The sequence below is a fragment of the Pseudomonas sp. PKS genome (assembly GCF_051913525.1).
GTDB lineage: Bacteria > Pseudomonadota > Gammaproteobacteria > Pseudomonadales > Pseudomonadaceae > Aquipseudomonas > Aquipseudomonas guariconensis_D.
Window position 1 is genome coordinate 1 of the sequence record NZ_JBEGDO010000037.1, and the last position, 15,414, is coordinate 15,414.

At 63.8% G+C, this 15,414-nt stretch carries 15 protein-coding genes; 10 read left to right on the forward strand and 5 right to left on the reverse strand.

All coding sequences use genetic code 11. The annotated features are described in order from the left end of the window. Positions 1-110: 110 nt before the first annotated feature. Positions 111-839: a DUF899 domain-containing protein gene (locus tag ABOA88_RS23585; protein WP_196170631.1), complete on the reverse strand. Its 729-nt coding sequence runs from the start codon at positions 837-839 to the stop codon at positions 111-113. Between the two features lie 147 nt (positions 840-986). On the opposite strand from ABOA88_RS23585, the gene ABOA88_RS23590 reads away from it, so the two are divergent. Further along, complete coding sequence (locus tag ABOA88_RS23590) at positions 987-1,313, forward strand: hypothetical protein (RefSeq protein WP_196170632.1); 327 nt, start codon at positions 987-989, stop codon at positions 1,311-1,313. 4 nt (positions 1,314-1,317) lie between these two features. On the opposite strand, the gene ABOA88_RS23595 is transcribed toward ABOA88_RS23590, so the two are convergent. Then, positions 1,318-1,977, reverse strand: a complete 660-nt coding sequence (locus ABOA88_RS23595) for an HAD family hydrolase (protein ID WP_196170633.1) — start codon at positions 1,975-1,977, stop codon at positions 1,318-1,320. 93 nt (positions 1,978-2,070) lie between these two features. Here ABOA88_RS23595 and lexA point away from each other — a divergent pair, with 93 nt between their 5' ends. Genes lexA through ABOA88_RS23615 form a run of 4 tightly spaced genes read left to right on the forward strand, consistent with a single transcriptional unit; the run spans position 2,071 to position 7,810 of the window. Further along, the gene (gene lexA, locus ABOA88_RS23600) at positions 2,071-2,688 is read left to right on the forward strand and encodes a transcriptional repressor LexA (protein WP_196165062.1); all 618 of its coding nucleotides are present in this window, start codon (positions 2,071-2,073) and stop codon (positions 2,686-2,688) included. After that, positions 2,688-3,308, forward strand: coding sequence for a translesion DNA synthesis-associated protein ImuA (gene imuA, locus ABOA88_RS23605; protein ID WP_196170634.1), 621 nt, complete (start codon positions 2,688-2,690; stop codon positions 3,306-3,308). The genes lexA and imuA overlap by 1 nt, the downstream gene beginning before the upstream one ends. A 6-nt stretch (positions 3,309-3,314) precedes the next feature. Continuing rightward, on the forward strand, positions 3,315-4,733 hold the full coding sequence (locus ABOA88_RS23610) for a Y-family DNA polymerase (protein ID WP_367852218.1): 1,419 nt from the start codon (positions 3,315-3,317) through the stop codon (positions 4,731-4,733). Next, entirely contained in the window at positions 4,730-7,810 is a 3,081-nt protein-coding gene (locus ABOA88_RS23615) for an error-prone DNA polymerase (protein WP_367852217.1), read from the forward strand. The genes ABOA88_RS23610 and ABOA88_RS23615 overlap by 4 nt, the downstream gene beginning before the upstream one ends. A gap of 50 nt (positions 7,811-7,860) precedes the next feature. Here ABOA88_RS23615 and ABOA88_RS23620 read toward each other — a convergent pair whose 3' ends face one another. Both ABOA88_RS23620 and ABOA88_RS23625 read right to left on the reverse strand, forming a co-directional pair. Continuing rightward, the gene (locus ABOA88_RS23620) at positions 7,861-8,682 is read right to left on the reverse strand and encodes an aldo/keto reductase (RefSeq protein WP_196170637.1); all 822 of its coding nucleotides are present in this window, start codon (positions 8,680-8,682) and stop codon (positions 7,861-7,863) included. Next, a complete protein-coding gene (locus ABOA88_RS23625; RefSeq protein WP_043215586.1) occupies positions 8,670-9,575 on the reverse strand; it encodes a LysR family transcriptional regulator in 906 nt (301 codons plus the stop codon). The genes ABOA88_RS23620 and ABOA88_RS23625 overlap by 13 nt, the downstream gene beginning before the upstream one ends. 119 nt (positions 9,576-9,694) lie before the next feature. Here ABOA88_RS23625 and ABOA88_RS23630 point away from each other — a divergent pair, with 119 nt between their 5' ends. From ABOA88_RS23630 to ABOA88_RS23650, 5 genes are all read left to right on the forward strand, one after another. Next, a complete protein-coding gene (locus tag ABOA88_RS23630; protein WP_043215587.1) occupies positions 9,695-10,393 on the forward strand; it encodes a CoA transferase subunit A in 699 nt (232 codons plus the stop codon). Positions 10,394-10,428: 35 nt separating this feature from the next. Beyond that, complete coding sequence (locus ABOA88_RS23635) at positions 10,429-11,085, forward strand: CoA transferase subunit B (protein WP_070572443.1); 657 nt, start codon at positions 10,429-10,431, stop codon at positions 11,083-11,085. A gap of 157 nt (positions 11,086-11,242) precedes the next feature. Further along, positions 11,243-12,661, forward strand: coding sequence for a short-chain fatty acid transporter (locus ABOA88_RS23640; protein ID WP_367852216.1), 1,419 nt, complete (start codon positions 11,243-11,245; stop codon positions 12,659-12,661). A gap of 153 nt (positions 12,662-12,814) precedes the next feature. Next, positions 12,815-13,852, forward strand: a complete 1,038-nt coding sequence (locus tag ABOA88_RS23645) for a lectin MOA-related protein (protein ID WP_367852215.1) — start codon at positions 12,815-12,817, stop codon at positions 13,850-13,852. Between the two features lie 30 nt (positions 13,853-13,882). Further along, positions 13,883-14,662: an AraC family transcriptional regulator gene (locus ABOA88_RS23650; RefSeq protein ID WP_367852214.1), complete on the forward strand. Its 780-nt coding sequence runs from the start codon at positions 13,883-13,885 to the stop codon at positions 14,660-14,662. A 2-nt stretch (positions 14,663-14,664) separates the two neighbouring features. Here the strand turns inward: ABOA88_RS23650 and ABOA88_RS23655 are convergent, their stop codons facing one another. After that, complete coding sequence (locus ABOA88_RS23655) at positions 14,665-15,249, reverse strand: LysE family translocator (protein ID WP_367852213.1); 585 nt, start codon at positions 15,247-15,249, stop codon at positions 14,665-14,667. Between the last annotated feature and the right edge of the window lie 165 nt (positions 15,250-15,414).

The following is a 15,414-nucleotide window of genomic DNA, read 5'->3' on the forward strand; positions in this document are numbered from 1 at the left end:
CATGCCTACTTTTGCCCAAGAGCAAAAGTAGGTCGCCGTAAAGGCGAAAAGCGCCAGTGGCGCCCCCACCAAACCCGGATATTCACACTGCCTGAAAAAAGCCCAATCCCTCACTCATGACAACACTGCCCAGCCCGTGCGCCCACCTCATACCGATCATGATGCCGCACCCAATCCATCGTCCCCCCCTCATTCCTCCCCAACGGCGCAATATCGAGAAAATTGTAAGCCCCCACCAGAATGTCCAACCCCCGCGCATACGTGGAATAGGTGTGATAGACCGCCCCATTCCCGTCCCGATAGAACGCACTGAGCCCTGGCAGCTCCCGCTCATTCCCCGCATAGGCCTCGTAGTTGTACTGCCCAGACCCATCCGTGGCGACACTCACCCCAAAGTCCTCGTTGAAACTGCCACCGTGTGACGAGAACCAAGGAAACCGCCACCCCATCCGCCGCCGGAAGTCCTGGAACTGCCCATAGGGCGCCCGCGACACCGCGACCAGCGAAACGTCATGATGCGCCAAGTGCAGATTGGCGCCGTCGAAGTGATCGGCCAGGAACGAACACCCCGGGCAGCCCTCGCTCCAACCGTCGGCGAACATGAAGTGATAGACCAGCAGTTGGCTACGCCCGGCAAACAGATCCACCAGCCCCAGCTCGCCATCGGGCCCGAGGAAGCGGTAAGGCTGTTCGACCTTGACCCACGGCAGGGCCCGCCTGGCCGCGGCCACTTCGTCACGTTGATGAGTAAGGGCTTTTTCATGCAGCCAGAGCTGGCGCCTGGCCGCGAGCCACTCGCTTCGGGTGACCACCTCGTGCTTGATGTCTGGATTGTTCATGACGCTGGCTCCACGTGAGGGATTCAGCGAATGGTCGAATGGTGGCTGTTGGATTCGACAAAGGCTTGCCCCCCTCACGACGAATGGTGCAGTGGCCAGGATGAACTTGGGTGATATCATCGGGCCATTAATCACAAGGAGGTGTGCATGCGCTGGCGTTGTCTGTCGCTATTTCTGTTGACCCTGCTGCTCGGCATCACGTCGGCCCAGGCGGCTAACACCCCGTGCTCGGGTCGCAAGGGTGGGATTGCAGGATGTGACGGAGAGATCTTCCTGTGCAACGACGGCTCGATCAGCGCCTCGAAGAAAGACTGCAGCGCGATATACGGGAGCCGTACCGCGCGCCCGGCAGTGCGGTCATTGCGCGCCAGTGACGAAAGCTGCGGATGCGGCAGCGGCAACTACTGCACGGGTCCGCGAGGCGGGGTGTACTGTCTGACACCCTCGGGTAACAAGAGCTACCGTCGGCGCTAGCCGGCTAACCGGCCATCTCGTCTATCAACGCCCACAACCGCGAGTCGTTGAAATCGTCGACCACCAATCGCGCCCCGGCAGCCAGCAACCGCTCGGCAGTCTGGGTGGTGGCGATACCCACCGTGAAGATGCCCGCATCGCTGGCGGCCTTTACGCCGGGTAGTGAGTCCTCGAAGGCCAGGGCCTGGCTGGCCGTGGCTGCCAGGCGCTGCAGGCCGGTCAGGTAGGGCAGTGGGTCGGGCTTGGGGCGGGCCACTTCCTCGGCCACCAGTACATGCCCGAAACACCCCTCCAGGCCCATGGCGGCCAGCATGTGCTCGGCATTGAGGCGGGGCGCATTGGTCACCACGCACATGCCGATTTCACGCTGCTGGGCGTAGGTCATCAGGCGTGCCAATCCAGGCATGGGCGTCAGGCGAGGCGACAGCTCGCGGAACAACGCCTCCTTGCGCTCGGCCAGGGCCAGGCATTGGGCCGGGCTGCAGAGAGGAAAAAGCTCGGCGAACAGCTCGCCGTTGGCCCGCCCGCTGACCTGGGCCTCGAACTGCGCCTGGCTCAGCTCGCGGCCGTCATGCTCGCGCAGCAACTGGCGGAAGGCCTGCAAATGCAGGGTATCGGTATCGGTAAGGGTTCCATCGAGGTCGAACAGCAGGGCGGTCAGCATCGGGTATCCAGAAGGGGAAAACGTCAATCCCGGCCATGATAGCCAAACCCGACGACGAAGGGGGCTGTTCACTGTACGCCGAAAAGAGTACAAATGTACTCCATGGACAACATGACCCCCAAACGCCGCGCCATTCTCGAATTCATCCGCGAGCGCATCGCCGATCACGGCCAGCCCCCCAGCCTGGCCGACATCGCCCAGCGCTTCGGTTTTGCCTCGCGCAGTGTGGCGCGCAAGCACATCACCGCCTTGAGCCAGGCCGGCTTCATCGACGTGACGCCCAACCAGGCCCGCGGCATTCGCCTGGCCGAGCCACTGCGTCGGCCCGAGATCCTCGAGATCCCGGTGCTCGGCCAGGTGGCGGCGGGCGCGCCGATCGGCCCTGACCTGGACATCCACGAGCAACTGTTGCTCGACCCCAGCCTGTTCCGTCGTACGCCCGACTACCTGCTCAAGGTGCGCGGCGACTCGATGATCGACGATGGCATTTTCGATGGCGATCTGGTCGGCATCCGCCAGCAGGGCGAGGCCCGCGACGGGCAGATCGTGGTCGCCCGCCTGGATGGCGAGGTGACCATCAAGCGCCTGCAGCGCATTCCCGGAGGCTATCGCCTGCTGCCACGCAACCCGGCCTATGCGCCGATCGATGTGGCGCCGGGGCGGGATTTCGTCATCGAGGGCGTGTTCTGTGGCCTGCTGAGGCGTGACTGATGGGCGCGGTAGTCGACCTCGATCGCCTGCTTGACCAGCGCAGAATCTGGCGCGGGCGCCAGGTCCAGGCGCGGCCTCAGGGCCTGCAGCCCACCGGCCATGCCTCGCTTGACGATCGGCTGCCCGAAGGCGGCTGGCCGGCTGCTGCACTCACGGAGCTGCTGCTGGCCAGTCCTGGCTGCGGTGAGTTGCAATTGCTCTGGCCAAGCCTGGCGCGCCTGACCGGTGAGGGCGGCCGGGTGGTGCTGGTGGCACCACCGTTCATTCCCTATGCACCGGCCTGGCAGGCGGCCGGGGTCGACCTGCGCTGGTTGGCCCACGTCGAGGCTCCTGCGGCCGAAGCCTTGTGGGCCGCCGAACAGTGCCTGCGCGCCGGCAGTTGCGCGGCTGTGCTGTGCTGGCCTGGGCGCGCCGATGACCGAGCCCTGCGGCGCTTGCAGGTGGCTGCCGAGACGGGACAGGCCCTGGCGTTCGTCTGCCGTGGGCAGCAGGCTTCGCACAATCCCTCGCCAGCAGCCTTGCGTATTGCCATCGACACCCAGCCTGCCCAATGGCGGGTGCTCAAATGCCGCGGCGGCTTGTCGCCGGCAGCGCCCATCGCCTGCCCGGTGCGGAGCTGATGCAGCATGCTGTGGGCGTGTATCGTTTTTCCGCAACTGGCGCTGGACAGCGTCCTGCGTGAGCGTGACGACCCTGATGCCCCCCTGGTGCTGATCGGCGGGCCGCAGCAACGGCGGCTGGTGCAATCGGTCAATGCGGCGGCTGCGGCGCTGGGCCTGCGGGCCGGGCAAACCCTCACGACCGCCCGTGCCCTGGCTGATGGCTTCACATGTGTGGAGGCCGACCCTGCGCGCATCGAGCGGCTCCAGCAGTTGCTCGCTACCTGGGCCTACCGCTTCAGTGGGCAGGTCAGTCGACACTACCCGCGGGCATTGCTCCTGGAGATCGGTTCAAGTCTGGGGCTGTTCGGGCCCTGGCCGGCGTTCGAGGCACGATTGCGCCTGGAGCTGGACGAGCTTGGGCTGCGTCACCGGATTGTCCTGGCCACCAACCCGGTCGCCGCGCGCGTGCTCGCCAATGGTCATGACGGCTTGGCAGTGATGACGGTGGAGGATACGCGGGCTGCCCTGGCATGCATGCCTGTCGACAAGATCGGTCTGCCCCCGGAGGCGGCGACGGCGTTCGCTCGCATGGGGCTGCGCCATCTCGGTGAAGTCCTGGCCCTGCCACGCGATGCGCTGGCCCGGCGCTTTGCCGCCCAGGTGCAGGTGCACCTGGACCAGTTGCTCGGCCTGCGCAGCCTGGGCCTGGCCTACCATCAACCAGCGGAGCGCTTCGAGGTGCGGTTGGAGCTGAACTTCGATGTCGAATCGCACCAGGCGTTGTTGTTCCCCTTGCGCCGTCTGCTGAGCGATCTGGCGGTCTTTCTCGCGGGGCGGGACTGCGGCGTACAGCGCTTCCACCTGTATCTGGAACATGCCCAAGGGCCGGCGACCGAGCTCAAGGTCGGTCTGCTGGCCGCCGAGCGCGATGCCGCCAGGCTGTTCGAGCTGGCACGCGGACGCCTGGAGGCGCTGCGCATCCCTGCGCCGGTACGCAACCTGCGTTTACTGGCCGAGGACCTGCCACCTTTCGTGCCCCAGCATCAGGCATTGTTCGACCCTCGGGCCCAACAGGCCCAACCCTGGGAGCAGCTGCGCGAACGCCTGCGGGCGCGCCTGGGCGATGATGCGGTCAAGGCGCTGAGCGCCGAAGCCGATCACCGTCCCGAATGCGCTTGGCAGCCGGTGGAGCAGGGGGCTTTGGGCGTATTGCCGGTCGCGCCCGGCAGCCGCCCTGGCTGGCTGCTACCTGAGCCCCTGCCTCTGACCGAAGCGGGCTTGCGCCGGTTGGGGCGGGCCGAGCGTATCGAGTCGGGCTGGTGGGACGGCGGCGACGTGCGTCGTGACTACTACCGCATCGAGACCCGTGATGGGTTACAGGGCTGGGCCTATGACGACCTGAGCAAGCCCGGGCAATTGTGGCTGCAGGGGTGGTTCGCATGAGTCTGTCGGATTACGCCGAGCTGCACTGCCTGTCGAATTTCAGCTTCCAGCGCGGGGCCTCCAGTGCCGACGAGCTGTTCAAACGGGCCAAGGCCTTGGGTTACCAGGCCCTGGCGATCACCGACGAGTGCACCCTGGCCGGTATCGTCCGCGCCTGGCAGGCGGCCCGGCAGCAGGATGTACGGCTTATCGTCGGGAGCGAGGTACAGCTTCATGGGGGCGTCAAGCTGGTGCTGCTGGTCGAAAACCTCGAGGGCTACCAGAACCTCTGCGCACTGATCACTCGGGCGCGACGCCGGGCGGAAAAAGGCACCTACCAATTGCTCCGCGAGGACTTGCAAGCCCATTGCCAGGGCCTACTGGCACTGTGGGTTGCCGAGCCCGGGGATGCCCCGGCCAATGGGTTATGGCTGAAGTCGCTGTTCGGCGAGCGGCTGTGGCTGGCGGTGCACCTGCATCGAGGGTGGGACGATGCCCGGCGTCTGCAGCAACTGCACACCCTGGCGGAACAGGTGGGGATTCGCGCGGTGGCGTGCGGCGACGTACACATGCATGTCCGGGGCCGGCGCGCCCTGCAGGACTGCATGACTGCGATCCGCCAGCATTGCACCCTGGCAGAGGCCGGCCGCTACCTGTACCCCAATGGCGAGCGCCACCTGCGCACCTTGACCGAGCTTGGCGAGCTGTATCCGGCCGACCTGCTGGCCGAAACCCAGGTCATTGCCAACCGCTGTCGCTTCGGCCTGGATGAGCTGAAATACCAGTACCCCAGCGAAGTGGTGCCGCAAGGACACACACCTGCCAGCTGGTTGCGCCATCTGTGCCAGTCGCGCTTGCCCGAGCGCTGGCCGCAAGGTGCCAGCCGCGAGGCGCTGGAAACCTTGGACAACGAGCTGCAACTGATCACCGAGCTGGGTTACGAAAGCTACTTTCTCACCGTCTACGACATCGTCGACTTCGCCCGCAAACAGGGCATCCTCTGCCAAGGGCGGGGCTCTGCCGCCAACTCGGTGGTGTGTTTCGTGCTGGGCATCACCGAGCTGGACCCGATGGAGCATCGGCTGCTGTTCGAGCGCTTCCTGTCCCGTGAGCGCAACGAGCCGCCGGACATCGACGTGGACTTCGAGCATGACCGCCGGGAAGAGGTCATCCAGTATGTGTTCCGCCGCTATGGCCGCGACCGGGCGGCGCTCACCGCCGTGGTCAACACCTACCATGCCGCCGGCGCGATACGTGATGTGGCCCGGGCCCTGGGGCTGCCGGCCGACCAGGTGGACGCCCTGGCCAAGTGCTGCGGACGCTGGAGCGACCGCATCCCCGATGTCCAGCGCCTGGCCGAGGCAGGTTTCGAGGCACAGAGCCCTTCGCTGCAACGCATCCTGGTGCTGGCTGGCCAACTGATCGGCTTTCCCAGGCACCTGTCGCAGCACCCAGGGGGCTTCGTCATCTGCCAGCAGTCGCTGGACCGCCTGGTGCCGGTGGAAAACGCCGCCATGGCGCAGCGCACGGTAATCCAGTGGGACAAAGACGACCTCGACCTGGTCGGCCTGCTCAAGGTCGATGTGCTGGCCTTGGGCATGCTCAGCGCCTTGCGCCGCTGCTTCGACCTGTTGGCCCGTCACCGGGACCGGCACCTGAGCTTGGCGACCATCCCCAAGGAAGACCCGGCCACCTACGCCATGATCAGCCGCGCCGAGACCATGGGGGTGTTCCAGATCGAGTCGCGGGCGCAGATGGCTATGCTGCCGCGCCTCAAACCCAAGAAGTTCTATGACCTGGTGATCGAGGTGGCCATCGTCCGGCCCGGGCCGATCCAGGGCGACATGGTCCACCCCTACCTGCGCCGACGCCTGAAACAGGAGAAAGTGACCTATCCCTCACCCGAACTGGAAGCCGTGTTCAAGCGCACCCTGGGCGTGCCGTTGTTCCAGGAGCAGGTGATGGAGCTGGCCATGGTCGCTGCCGACTACACCCCGGGCGAGGCGGACCAGCTACGGCGCAGCATGGCTGCCTGGAAACGCCATGGCGGGCTGGAACCGCACCGTGAGCGATTGATCAATGGCATGTTGAAGAACCGCTACGAACGGGCCTTTGCCGAGCGGATCTTCGAGCAGATCAAGGGCTTTGGCAGTTATGGCTTCCCCGAGTCCCATGCCGCCAGCTTCGCCTTGCTCTGCTATGCCAGCAGTTGGCTCAAGTGCCATGAGCCGGCGATCTTCACCTGTGCGCTGATCAACAGCTGGCCCATGGGCTTCTACAGCCCTGATCAGCTGTTGCAGGAGGCGCGTCGCCAGGGCATCGAGGTGCGTCCGGTGGACGTGTGCCACAGCGAATGGGACTGCACCCTGGAACCGCACGGTGAGGGCGCGTTGGCGATTCGCCTGGGATTGCGGCAGATCCGCGGGTTCAGCGAGGCCGATGCCCGGCGCCTTGAGCAGGCGAGGGCGAGACGATCCTGGCGTGACATCGAGGACTTGTGCCTGCGCGCCGAGCTCGACAGCCGCGCCCGTGCCCGCTTGGCCGATGCCGGCGCCTTGCGTGCTTTGGCTCGCGACCGTCATCAGGCACGCTGGCAGGTGGCGGCCGTGCAGGCGCAACTGCCGTTGTTCGCCCAGGTGGAGGCTGCGCCAGAAGTGGCGGTGGTGTTGCCGGTGCCGAGTGTGGCCGAGGACGTGTTTGCCGATTACGCCACCCTGGGCACGACCTTGGGGCCACATCCCTTGGCGTTGTTGCGGCGAAGTCTTCGGGCATTGGGGTGTCGCAGCTCTGCCGAGCTGGCGGGTGTCGAGCACGGGGACAGCATCGCCGTGGCTGGTGTGGTGGTAGGGCGACAGCGGCCGCAGACCGCCAGCGGCGTGACCTTCGTCACCCTCGAGGATGAGCACGGCATGGTCAACGTGGTGGTCTGGCGTGACCTGGCTGAGCGCCAACGCAGGGCACTGGTCGGGTCGCAACTGCTCAAGGTGAGCGGACGGCTGGAGCAGGAGAAGGGCGTCCGCCACTTGATTGCCCGGCGCCTTGAGGACATCAGCCCCATGTTGCAGGGGCTGGATGTACGCAGCCGGGATTTTCACTAGCCTCGAACCCGATCGCGGAGTGCGCCAGGCCAAGCAGGCGCTAAGAACACTCAGACCATCGCCAGGTGCTGCTTGCGCGTCGGCGCCGGGAACGCCTTGTCGATTGCCTGCAGGTCCTCGTCGGTCAGGCTCAGTTCGCCCGCCGCCGCATTGAGCCGCACATGCAGTGGGTCCACCGCCTTGGGAATGGCGATGACGCCTTCGTTGCGCGTCACCCACGCCAGACTCACCTGGGCTGGTGTGGCCCCATGACGCTCGGCGATTTCGGCCAGCACCGGGTGTTGTAGCAGACGCCCAGCCTGGGCCAGCGGGCAGTAGGCCATGGTCGGCAATCGATGCGTCTGGCTCCACGGCAGCAGGTCGAACTCGATGCCACGTTGAGCCGGGTTGTACAACACTTGGTTGGCGGCACAGCCGGGGTTGTCCAGCTCGAGCAGGTCGTCCAGGTCGAAGTTGGACACCCCCCAGCGACGGATCTTGCCCTGCTCGCGCAGGCGCTCGAAGGCTTCGACGGTTTCCTCCAGCGGATACTGGCCGCGCCAGTGCAGCAGGTACAGGTCGATGCAGTCGGTACCCAGGCGCGTCAGGCTCCGCTCGCAGGCCGCGGGAATGCCACGGCGGCTGGCATTGTGCGGGTAGACCTTGCTGACCAGGAACACCTGTTCTCGACGGCCGGCAATGGCTTGGCCGACCACCTGCTCGGCGCCACCTTCGGCATACATCTCTGCCGTGTCGACCAGTGTCAGGCCCAATTCGATACCCTGTTGCAGGGCGGCCACTTCGGCGGCCTTGCGTCGTGGGTCCTCGCCCATGTACCAGGTGCCTTGGCCAATGGCCGGGACGCTGGCGTCTGCCAGATTCACGAAACGCATGTCACCTCCTGTGGATCAGTGTGGGAAAGCACGACGTCGAGCAGCGCTTGCGCTGCCGTGGAAAGCTTGTGGTCGGCCAGGGCAATGACGCCGATGCGTCGCTCCACGCGAGGCTCGACGAGGGCCACGCAGCGCGCGCCCAGCTCCTGCATCTGGTTGATGCACAGCGCCGGCACGGCGCTCACGCCCAGGCCGTTGGCGACCATGCGACCCACGGTCGACAGTTGGTGGCTCTCGAACGCCGCGGTCAGTTTGCCATGGCTGGCCGCCACATTCTGTTCCATCAGCAGACGCACCGCCGAAGGACGCTGCAAGGCAATGAAATCCTGGGCCAGCAGGTCCTGCCAGGTGACCTGAGGTTGGCTAGCCAGCGGTGAGTCGGCGGGCACCACCGCCACGAAGCGATCCAGATAGAGCGGATGAAAACGCAAACCGTCGAGGTTTTCCGGCTCGAAACCGATACCCAGCTCGACGCGGCGATGGCGCACCAGCTCCAGCACCTGTTCATTGATCACGTCATGCACCGTGACGTTGACCTTGGGGTAGCGCTGACGGAACACCTTCAGCGAGCGCGGCAGCAGGTTGCCGGCAAAGGCGGGCATGGCTGCCACCGAGACCCGCCCCAATTGCAGGGTGAAGCGCTGGCGTAGCATCTCCTCGGTGTCGTCCCAGTCGGCCAGCAGGCGCCGGGCCAGGGGCAGCAGCACTTCACCTTCGGGGGTGAGGCTGACGCTGCGGGTGGTGCGGGTTAGCAGCGCACCGCCGAGGTTGTCCTCCAGGGCCTTGATGGTCAGGCTCAAGGCCGGCTGGGAAACATGCAGGTGTTCGCCGGCCTGGGCGAAGCTTTGGTACTTGGCCACGGTGATGAAGGCGCGTAACTGCTTGACGTTCATGAGGAACCTAATTTTGTTTTGAAAAAATTATCAATCGATGACGAAAACAAAATTAACAAATCAGTCGGCAGCGGTGAAGATGCCTCCACGGTTCCAACAACTACAAAAGGCGACTGAGCATGGCCGGACTGGACAAGCGCGTAGCAACCTATGAAGAGGCCCTCGCAGGCCTGACCGACAACATGACGGTACTGGCCGGCGGCTTCGGCTTGTGCGGCATCCCCGAAAACCTCATCGCCGAAATCAAGCGCCGCGGCGTCAAGGGCCTGACCGTGGTCTCCAACAACTGTGGCGTCGACGGCTTCGGCCTGGGCGTCCTCTTGGAAGACCGCCAGATCCGCAAGATGATCGCATCCTATGTCGGCGAAAACGCCGAGTTCGAACGCCAACTGCTCAGCGGTGAGCTGGAAGTCGAGTTGACCCCTCAAGGCACCCTGGCCGAAAAGATGCGCGCAGGCGGCGCCGGCATCCCGGCGTTCTACACGGCCACCGGCTACGGTACTCCCGTCGCCGAAGGCAAGGAAGTGCGTGAATTCAAGGGTCGCAAGTACATCCTCGAAGAATCCATCACCGGCGATTTCGCCATCGTCAAAGGTTGGAAGGCCGACCACTACGGCAACGTGGTGTACCGCAACACCGCGCAAAACTTCAACCCGCTGGCCGCCACCGCCGGCAAGATCACCGTGGTCGAGGTCGAGGAAATCGTCGAGCCAGGCGTGTTGCTGCCCAGCGAGATCCACACCCCGGGCATCTATGTCGACCGGGTCATCGTCGGCACCTTCGAAAAGCGCATCGAGAAGCGCACCGTCAAGGCCTAAAGCGCCGTCCACAGAACAACAAAGAGATCCTGACCATGGCACTGACCCGCGAACAGATGGCGCAACGCGTCGCCCGTGAACTGAAGGACGGTTACTACGTCAACCTCGGCATTGGCATCCCGACCCTGGTGGCCAACTATGTGCCCGCCGACATGGACGTGATGCTGCAGTCGGAAAACGGCCTGCTCGGCATGGGCGAGTTTCCCACCGAAGGCACGATCGACGCCGACATGATCAACGCCGGCAAGCAGACCGTCACCGCCCGTCGCGGTGCATCGATCTTCGATTCCGCGCAATCCTTCGCCATGATCCGTGGCGGCCACGTCGACCTCACCGTGCTGGGAGCGTTCGAAGTGGACGTGGAGGGCAACATCGCCTCCTGGATGATTCCTGGCAAGCTGGTCAAGGGCATGGGCGGCGCCATGGACCTGGTGGCCGGTGCCGAGAACATCATCGTCACCATGACCCATGCCTCCAAGGATGGTGAGTCCAAGCTGCTGCCGCGCTGCAGCCTGCCGCTGACCGGCGCCGGTTGCATCCGCAAGGTGCTTACCGACCTGGCCTACCTTGAAATCGAAGACGGCGCGTTCATCCTGCGCGAGACCGCCCCAGGTGTCAGCGTGGAGGAAATCATCGAGAAGACCGCCGGCAAGCTGATCGTGCCGGATGACGTGAAGGAAATGACCTTCTAAGAAACATCGGCCCTGTGGGAGCGGGTTTGCCCGCGAAAGCGTCAGTCGAGGCGACACCGTCGCCTGATCGGACGTCTTCGCGGGCAAGCCTGTTCCCACAGGGTTTTGTGCTGCTTCAGTGTTTGAAAATCAAAAAAACAAATAAAAGGAAAATCCCGTGGCCGCTGAAATCCAAGACAGCCGCTCCGCCCGTTTTGCCTTGCGCTGCTCCAACTGGGCCGAACGCTGGTTCCCCGATTCCTGGGTATTTGCCGCGCTGGCCGTGGTGCTGGTGTGCCTGGGCGCGATGGTCATGGGCGCCAAGCCTACCGACACCGCCAAGGCGTTCGGCGATGGCTTCTGGAGCCTGATCCCATTCACCATGCAAATGGCTTTCGTGGTCATTGGTGGTTATGTGGTGGCCAGCTCGCCGCCCGCCGCGCGGCTGATCGACCGCCTGGCCAGGCTGCCGAAGAACGGTCGCTCGGCGGTGTGCTGGGTGGCGCTGATCTCGATGCTCGCATCCTTGCTCAACTGGGGGCTGTCGTTGGTATTCGGCGGTTTGCTGGTTCGTGCCCTGGCCCGGCGCCAGGACCTGAAGATGGATTACCGTGCCGCAGGCGCTGCCGCCTATCTGGGCCTGGGTGCAGTCTGGGCGCTGGGGCTTTCGTCGTCGGCTGCGCAGTTGCAGGCCAACCCGGCCAGCCTTCCGCCGTCGATCCTCGCCATTACGGGGGTGATTCCGTTCACCGAGACCATCTTCCTCTGGCAATCCGGCGTCATGCTGGCGGCCTTGGTGATCGTTTCGCTGGTCATCGCTTATGCCACTGCGCCGGGTCCGAGCAGTGCCCGCACCGCCGAGCAATGCGGTGTCGATCCAAGCTTCAGCGCAGCACCGGTGGCCCAACGCACCCGTCCGGGCGAGTGGCTGGAGTACAGCCCAATACTGACCCTGCTGCTGGTTGCCCTGGCTGGCGGTTGGCTGTACCAGGAATTCGCCACCAAACCTGCGATCACCGCCATCTCCGGCCTGAACACCTACAACTTCCTGTTCATCATGCTCGGCGCCTTGCTGCACTGGCGTCCGCGCAGTTTCCTCGATGCCGTGACACGCGCGGTGCCGACCACCACCGGGGTGTTGATCCAGTTTCCGTTGTACGGCTCGATCGCCGCGATCCTCACCCAGGTCAAGGGCGTGGATGAACAGACCCTGGCCCACCACATCTCCACGTTCTTCGTGCAGATCGCCTCCCACGACACCTATGCCGTGCTCATGGGGGTGTACTCAGCGGTGCTGGGCTTCTTCATCCCGTCCGGCGGCGGCAAATGGATCATCGAAGCGCCCTACGTGATGCTGGTGGCCAATGACCTGCAGTACCACCTGGGCTGGGCGGTGCAGATCTACAACGCCGCCGAGGCCTTGCCCAACCTGATCAATCCGTTCTACATGCTGCCTCTGCTGGGTGTGCTGGGGCTCAAGGCGCGGGACCTGATCGGCTTTTCGTTCGTGCAATTGCTGGTGCACGTGCCGTTGGTGCTGGTGTTGCTGTGGGCCCTGGGTACGACTTTGCAATACGTGCCCCCGGTCATGCCGTAAGGTTTGCTGAGGGCGGGAAGAGGGCGGTGAAAACCGCCCTTTTTGCCTGTTGATTGCGCCTTGTCGGGAGGTCTTTGGAATGTTTACCTGCTGATGGTGGGCTCGGGTATCGCGCATGTTGTCGGCTCATTTCAAGTCGACGAGCTATTGCCCATGCCCATTCACAAACTTGTCCCTGGTCAACCCAATGATGCCAATAGTCCACTCGTTGGCCAGATACTGCCGCGTCCTGAACCCGTCGAGCCGCCACCGGAACCTGACACCACCACCCCGGATTTCACGGCAGAGCTGACCCGTGCCCTGGGCCTTAAGCAGATCAAGGCCACTGATCGCATGGTACTGCGTGATCAACATGGGCGCGTCCTGTGCATTCATGCAAAGTCCAATGACTGGGGGTGGGTGTATCTTGGTGAACCGGAACGATACGGCGCTGAGTTGGTGCCGCTGGTGGTTCACCTGGATCCCACCAGTCAAATCCTGTCGATGTCAGCGGAAAAGAAGATGGTCGGCTGGTCGTTCTTTGCCGATGGCAACTCGACCGCTGGAGATTATGTCTTCGCGGGCTTCAAGGTTTGGCAGGACTATCCACGTCTACGCTTCAGGATCAAGCGAAGTGGGGCCACAATCGTCAACCATCGACAAACATTTGCTTTCACGCTGAGCTGTGAAATCGGCAGCACGCGTATGGCCGTGCAGGCGCCTGCTGGTAAGTGGGGGTGGGTGAAGCTAGTGCCTGAAAGCGACGTCTCCGACGGTGACGAGCTTCGGTTCTCCTTGCACAAACTGTCGATTCCGTTTGTCAGGGTGAGAGACCTGATCAAAGCGACCTGGCCCAATACGACACTGACGTATCAGACGTCCGTGGATTCGTACTACGAAGCTATTTCCGCGCAACAAGCGCACGGCATCTGGGTGGAGTCAGGCCTCAAGTACTTTAAATACAAGCCAGAGGTGTTCGATTGCGATGATTTCGCCTTGGCCTACAAAACCAAGGCTGCCAGAACTGCATACTCGGAAAACAATCTGTATCCCTACTCGGTGGGTATCGTGTTCGGGCAGAATGAAAAAAGTGCTCATGCGGCGAACCTGTTCATCGACCAATGGCTGTGCCTGCAACTGCTCGAGCCGCAAACCGGCGCTGTACAGCGTGCATCAGAGTGGGCCTATACGCCGTATCACATCATGTTTTGACGTTCCTGGAGGGGCGATGAGGGCGCAGCGATGATCGAGGTGTCGCGGTTTTGGCGGGATCCTGCTTTGCCCTTCGTCGAAGCCCGGCGAGTGGGGGATGGGCGTCAGGTGTGCTATGCGCCCCATTCCCACGAGAGCTTTTCCATCGGCGTGATCACCGGTGGGCGCAGCACCTATGTGACGGGCACCGCACGGCGGGAGGTAAGCGCAGGCACCACGGTGCTGATGAACCCCGGCGTGGTCCATACCTGCAACCCCATCAAGGACGAGCCTTGGTCCTACCTGATGCTGTTCGTCGACCTGCCTTGGCTACAGGCCCAGGGCTTCGAACTGCCCGTGGCGACGTACAGCACCTCGCCGGTGCTGTACGGCCGCCTGCTCGAGGTCTTTGCCACACTGTTCGATGATCAGCGTGCTGACCGTCAAGCCTGCCTGACCGCGTTTTTCGGGACGTTGCCGGGTGACCTCGACGATGAGCCCTCCCAGCCGATACAGGCCAATCCCCGGTTGGAAGCTGCTGCTGCGTTCATTCGCGCTCATCGGCTCGACCCTTTGACGATCGAAGATATCTGCGCTGCCGTCGGCCTGTCGCGGGCCTACCTGATCCGCGCCTTTGGCCAGCGTTTTGGCCTGACACCCCATGGTTACCTGCTCGATCAGCGCGTGCAGCACGCTCGGGCCCAGTTGCGCCAGGGGCGGGCGATCGCCGAGGTGGCGGTGGAGGCAGGCTTTGCCGATCAGGCGCATCTGCAACGGGCATTCAAGCAGCACCTGGCGGCGACCCCTGGGCATTATCGGTCGGGCCGCTAGGATCAGCCCACGGCCAAGTACAGCGCGCTGGCCAGCAACAAAGCTGCCAATGCTCGGTTGAACACGCGCATGTGCCGGGGGTTGCCCAGATACTGGCGAATCACACTGCCGGCCCAGGCCCAGCTGGCAATCGAGACGAAGCAGATCGGTCCATAGATCCAGGCAAACAGCCATAACAAATGCTGCTCACCCCCTGTATAGGCTCCGATGCCTGCCACAGCGGCCAGCCAGGCCTTGGGATTGAGCCACTGCATGGCCGCGCCATGCCACGCTGAAGGTGCGCCATCCTGATGCTCGGTATTCAGCTGGCCATCGTCACTGGCCAGCTTCCAGGCCATGTACAGCAAGAAAAGTACCCCGCCGCCATGCAGCAAGCGGCCCAGCAACGGCCAGCGCAGCAGCAGTTCGTGCAGACCCAGGCCAACCAGCACCAGCAACAGGCAAAAGCCCAGGGTCGCCCCGGCGGCATGGCCAAGGCTTGCGCGCAGGCCATGGCGAGCGCCACTGCCGAGGGCGACGATGTTGACCGGGCCGGGTGAAATGGACGCCGCCAGGGCGAAAGCAGCCATGGACAGGGACAGGCTCATGAGAAATATTCCTTGAATGGGTAGGAGCACCATCCTGGCTGAAGGGGCGGGCAGGGTATTGAAGAAAAGTTCCCTACAGCTTTTGTAATAGTTTCGCCCTGTCAGAAAAAGCCGCGGTGATTGTAGGATCAACATCCCAATTAGCCATCAAGGTCACCATGAGCA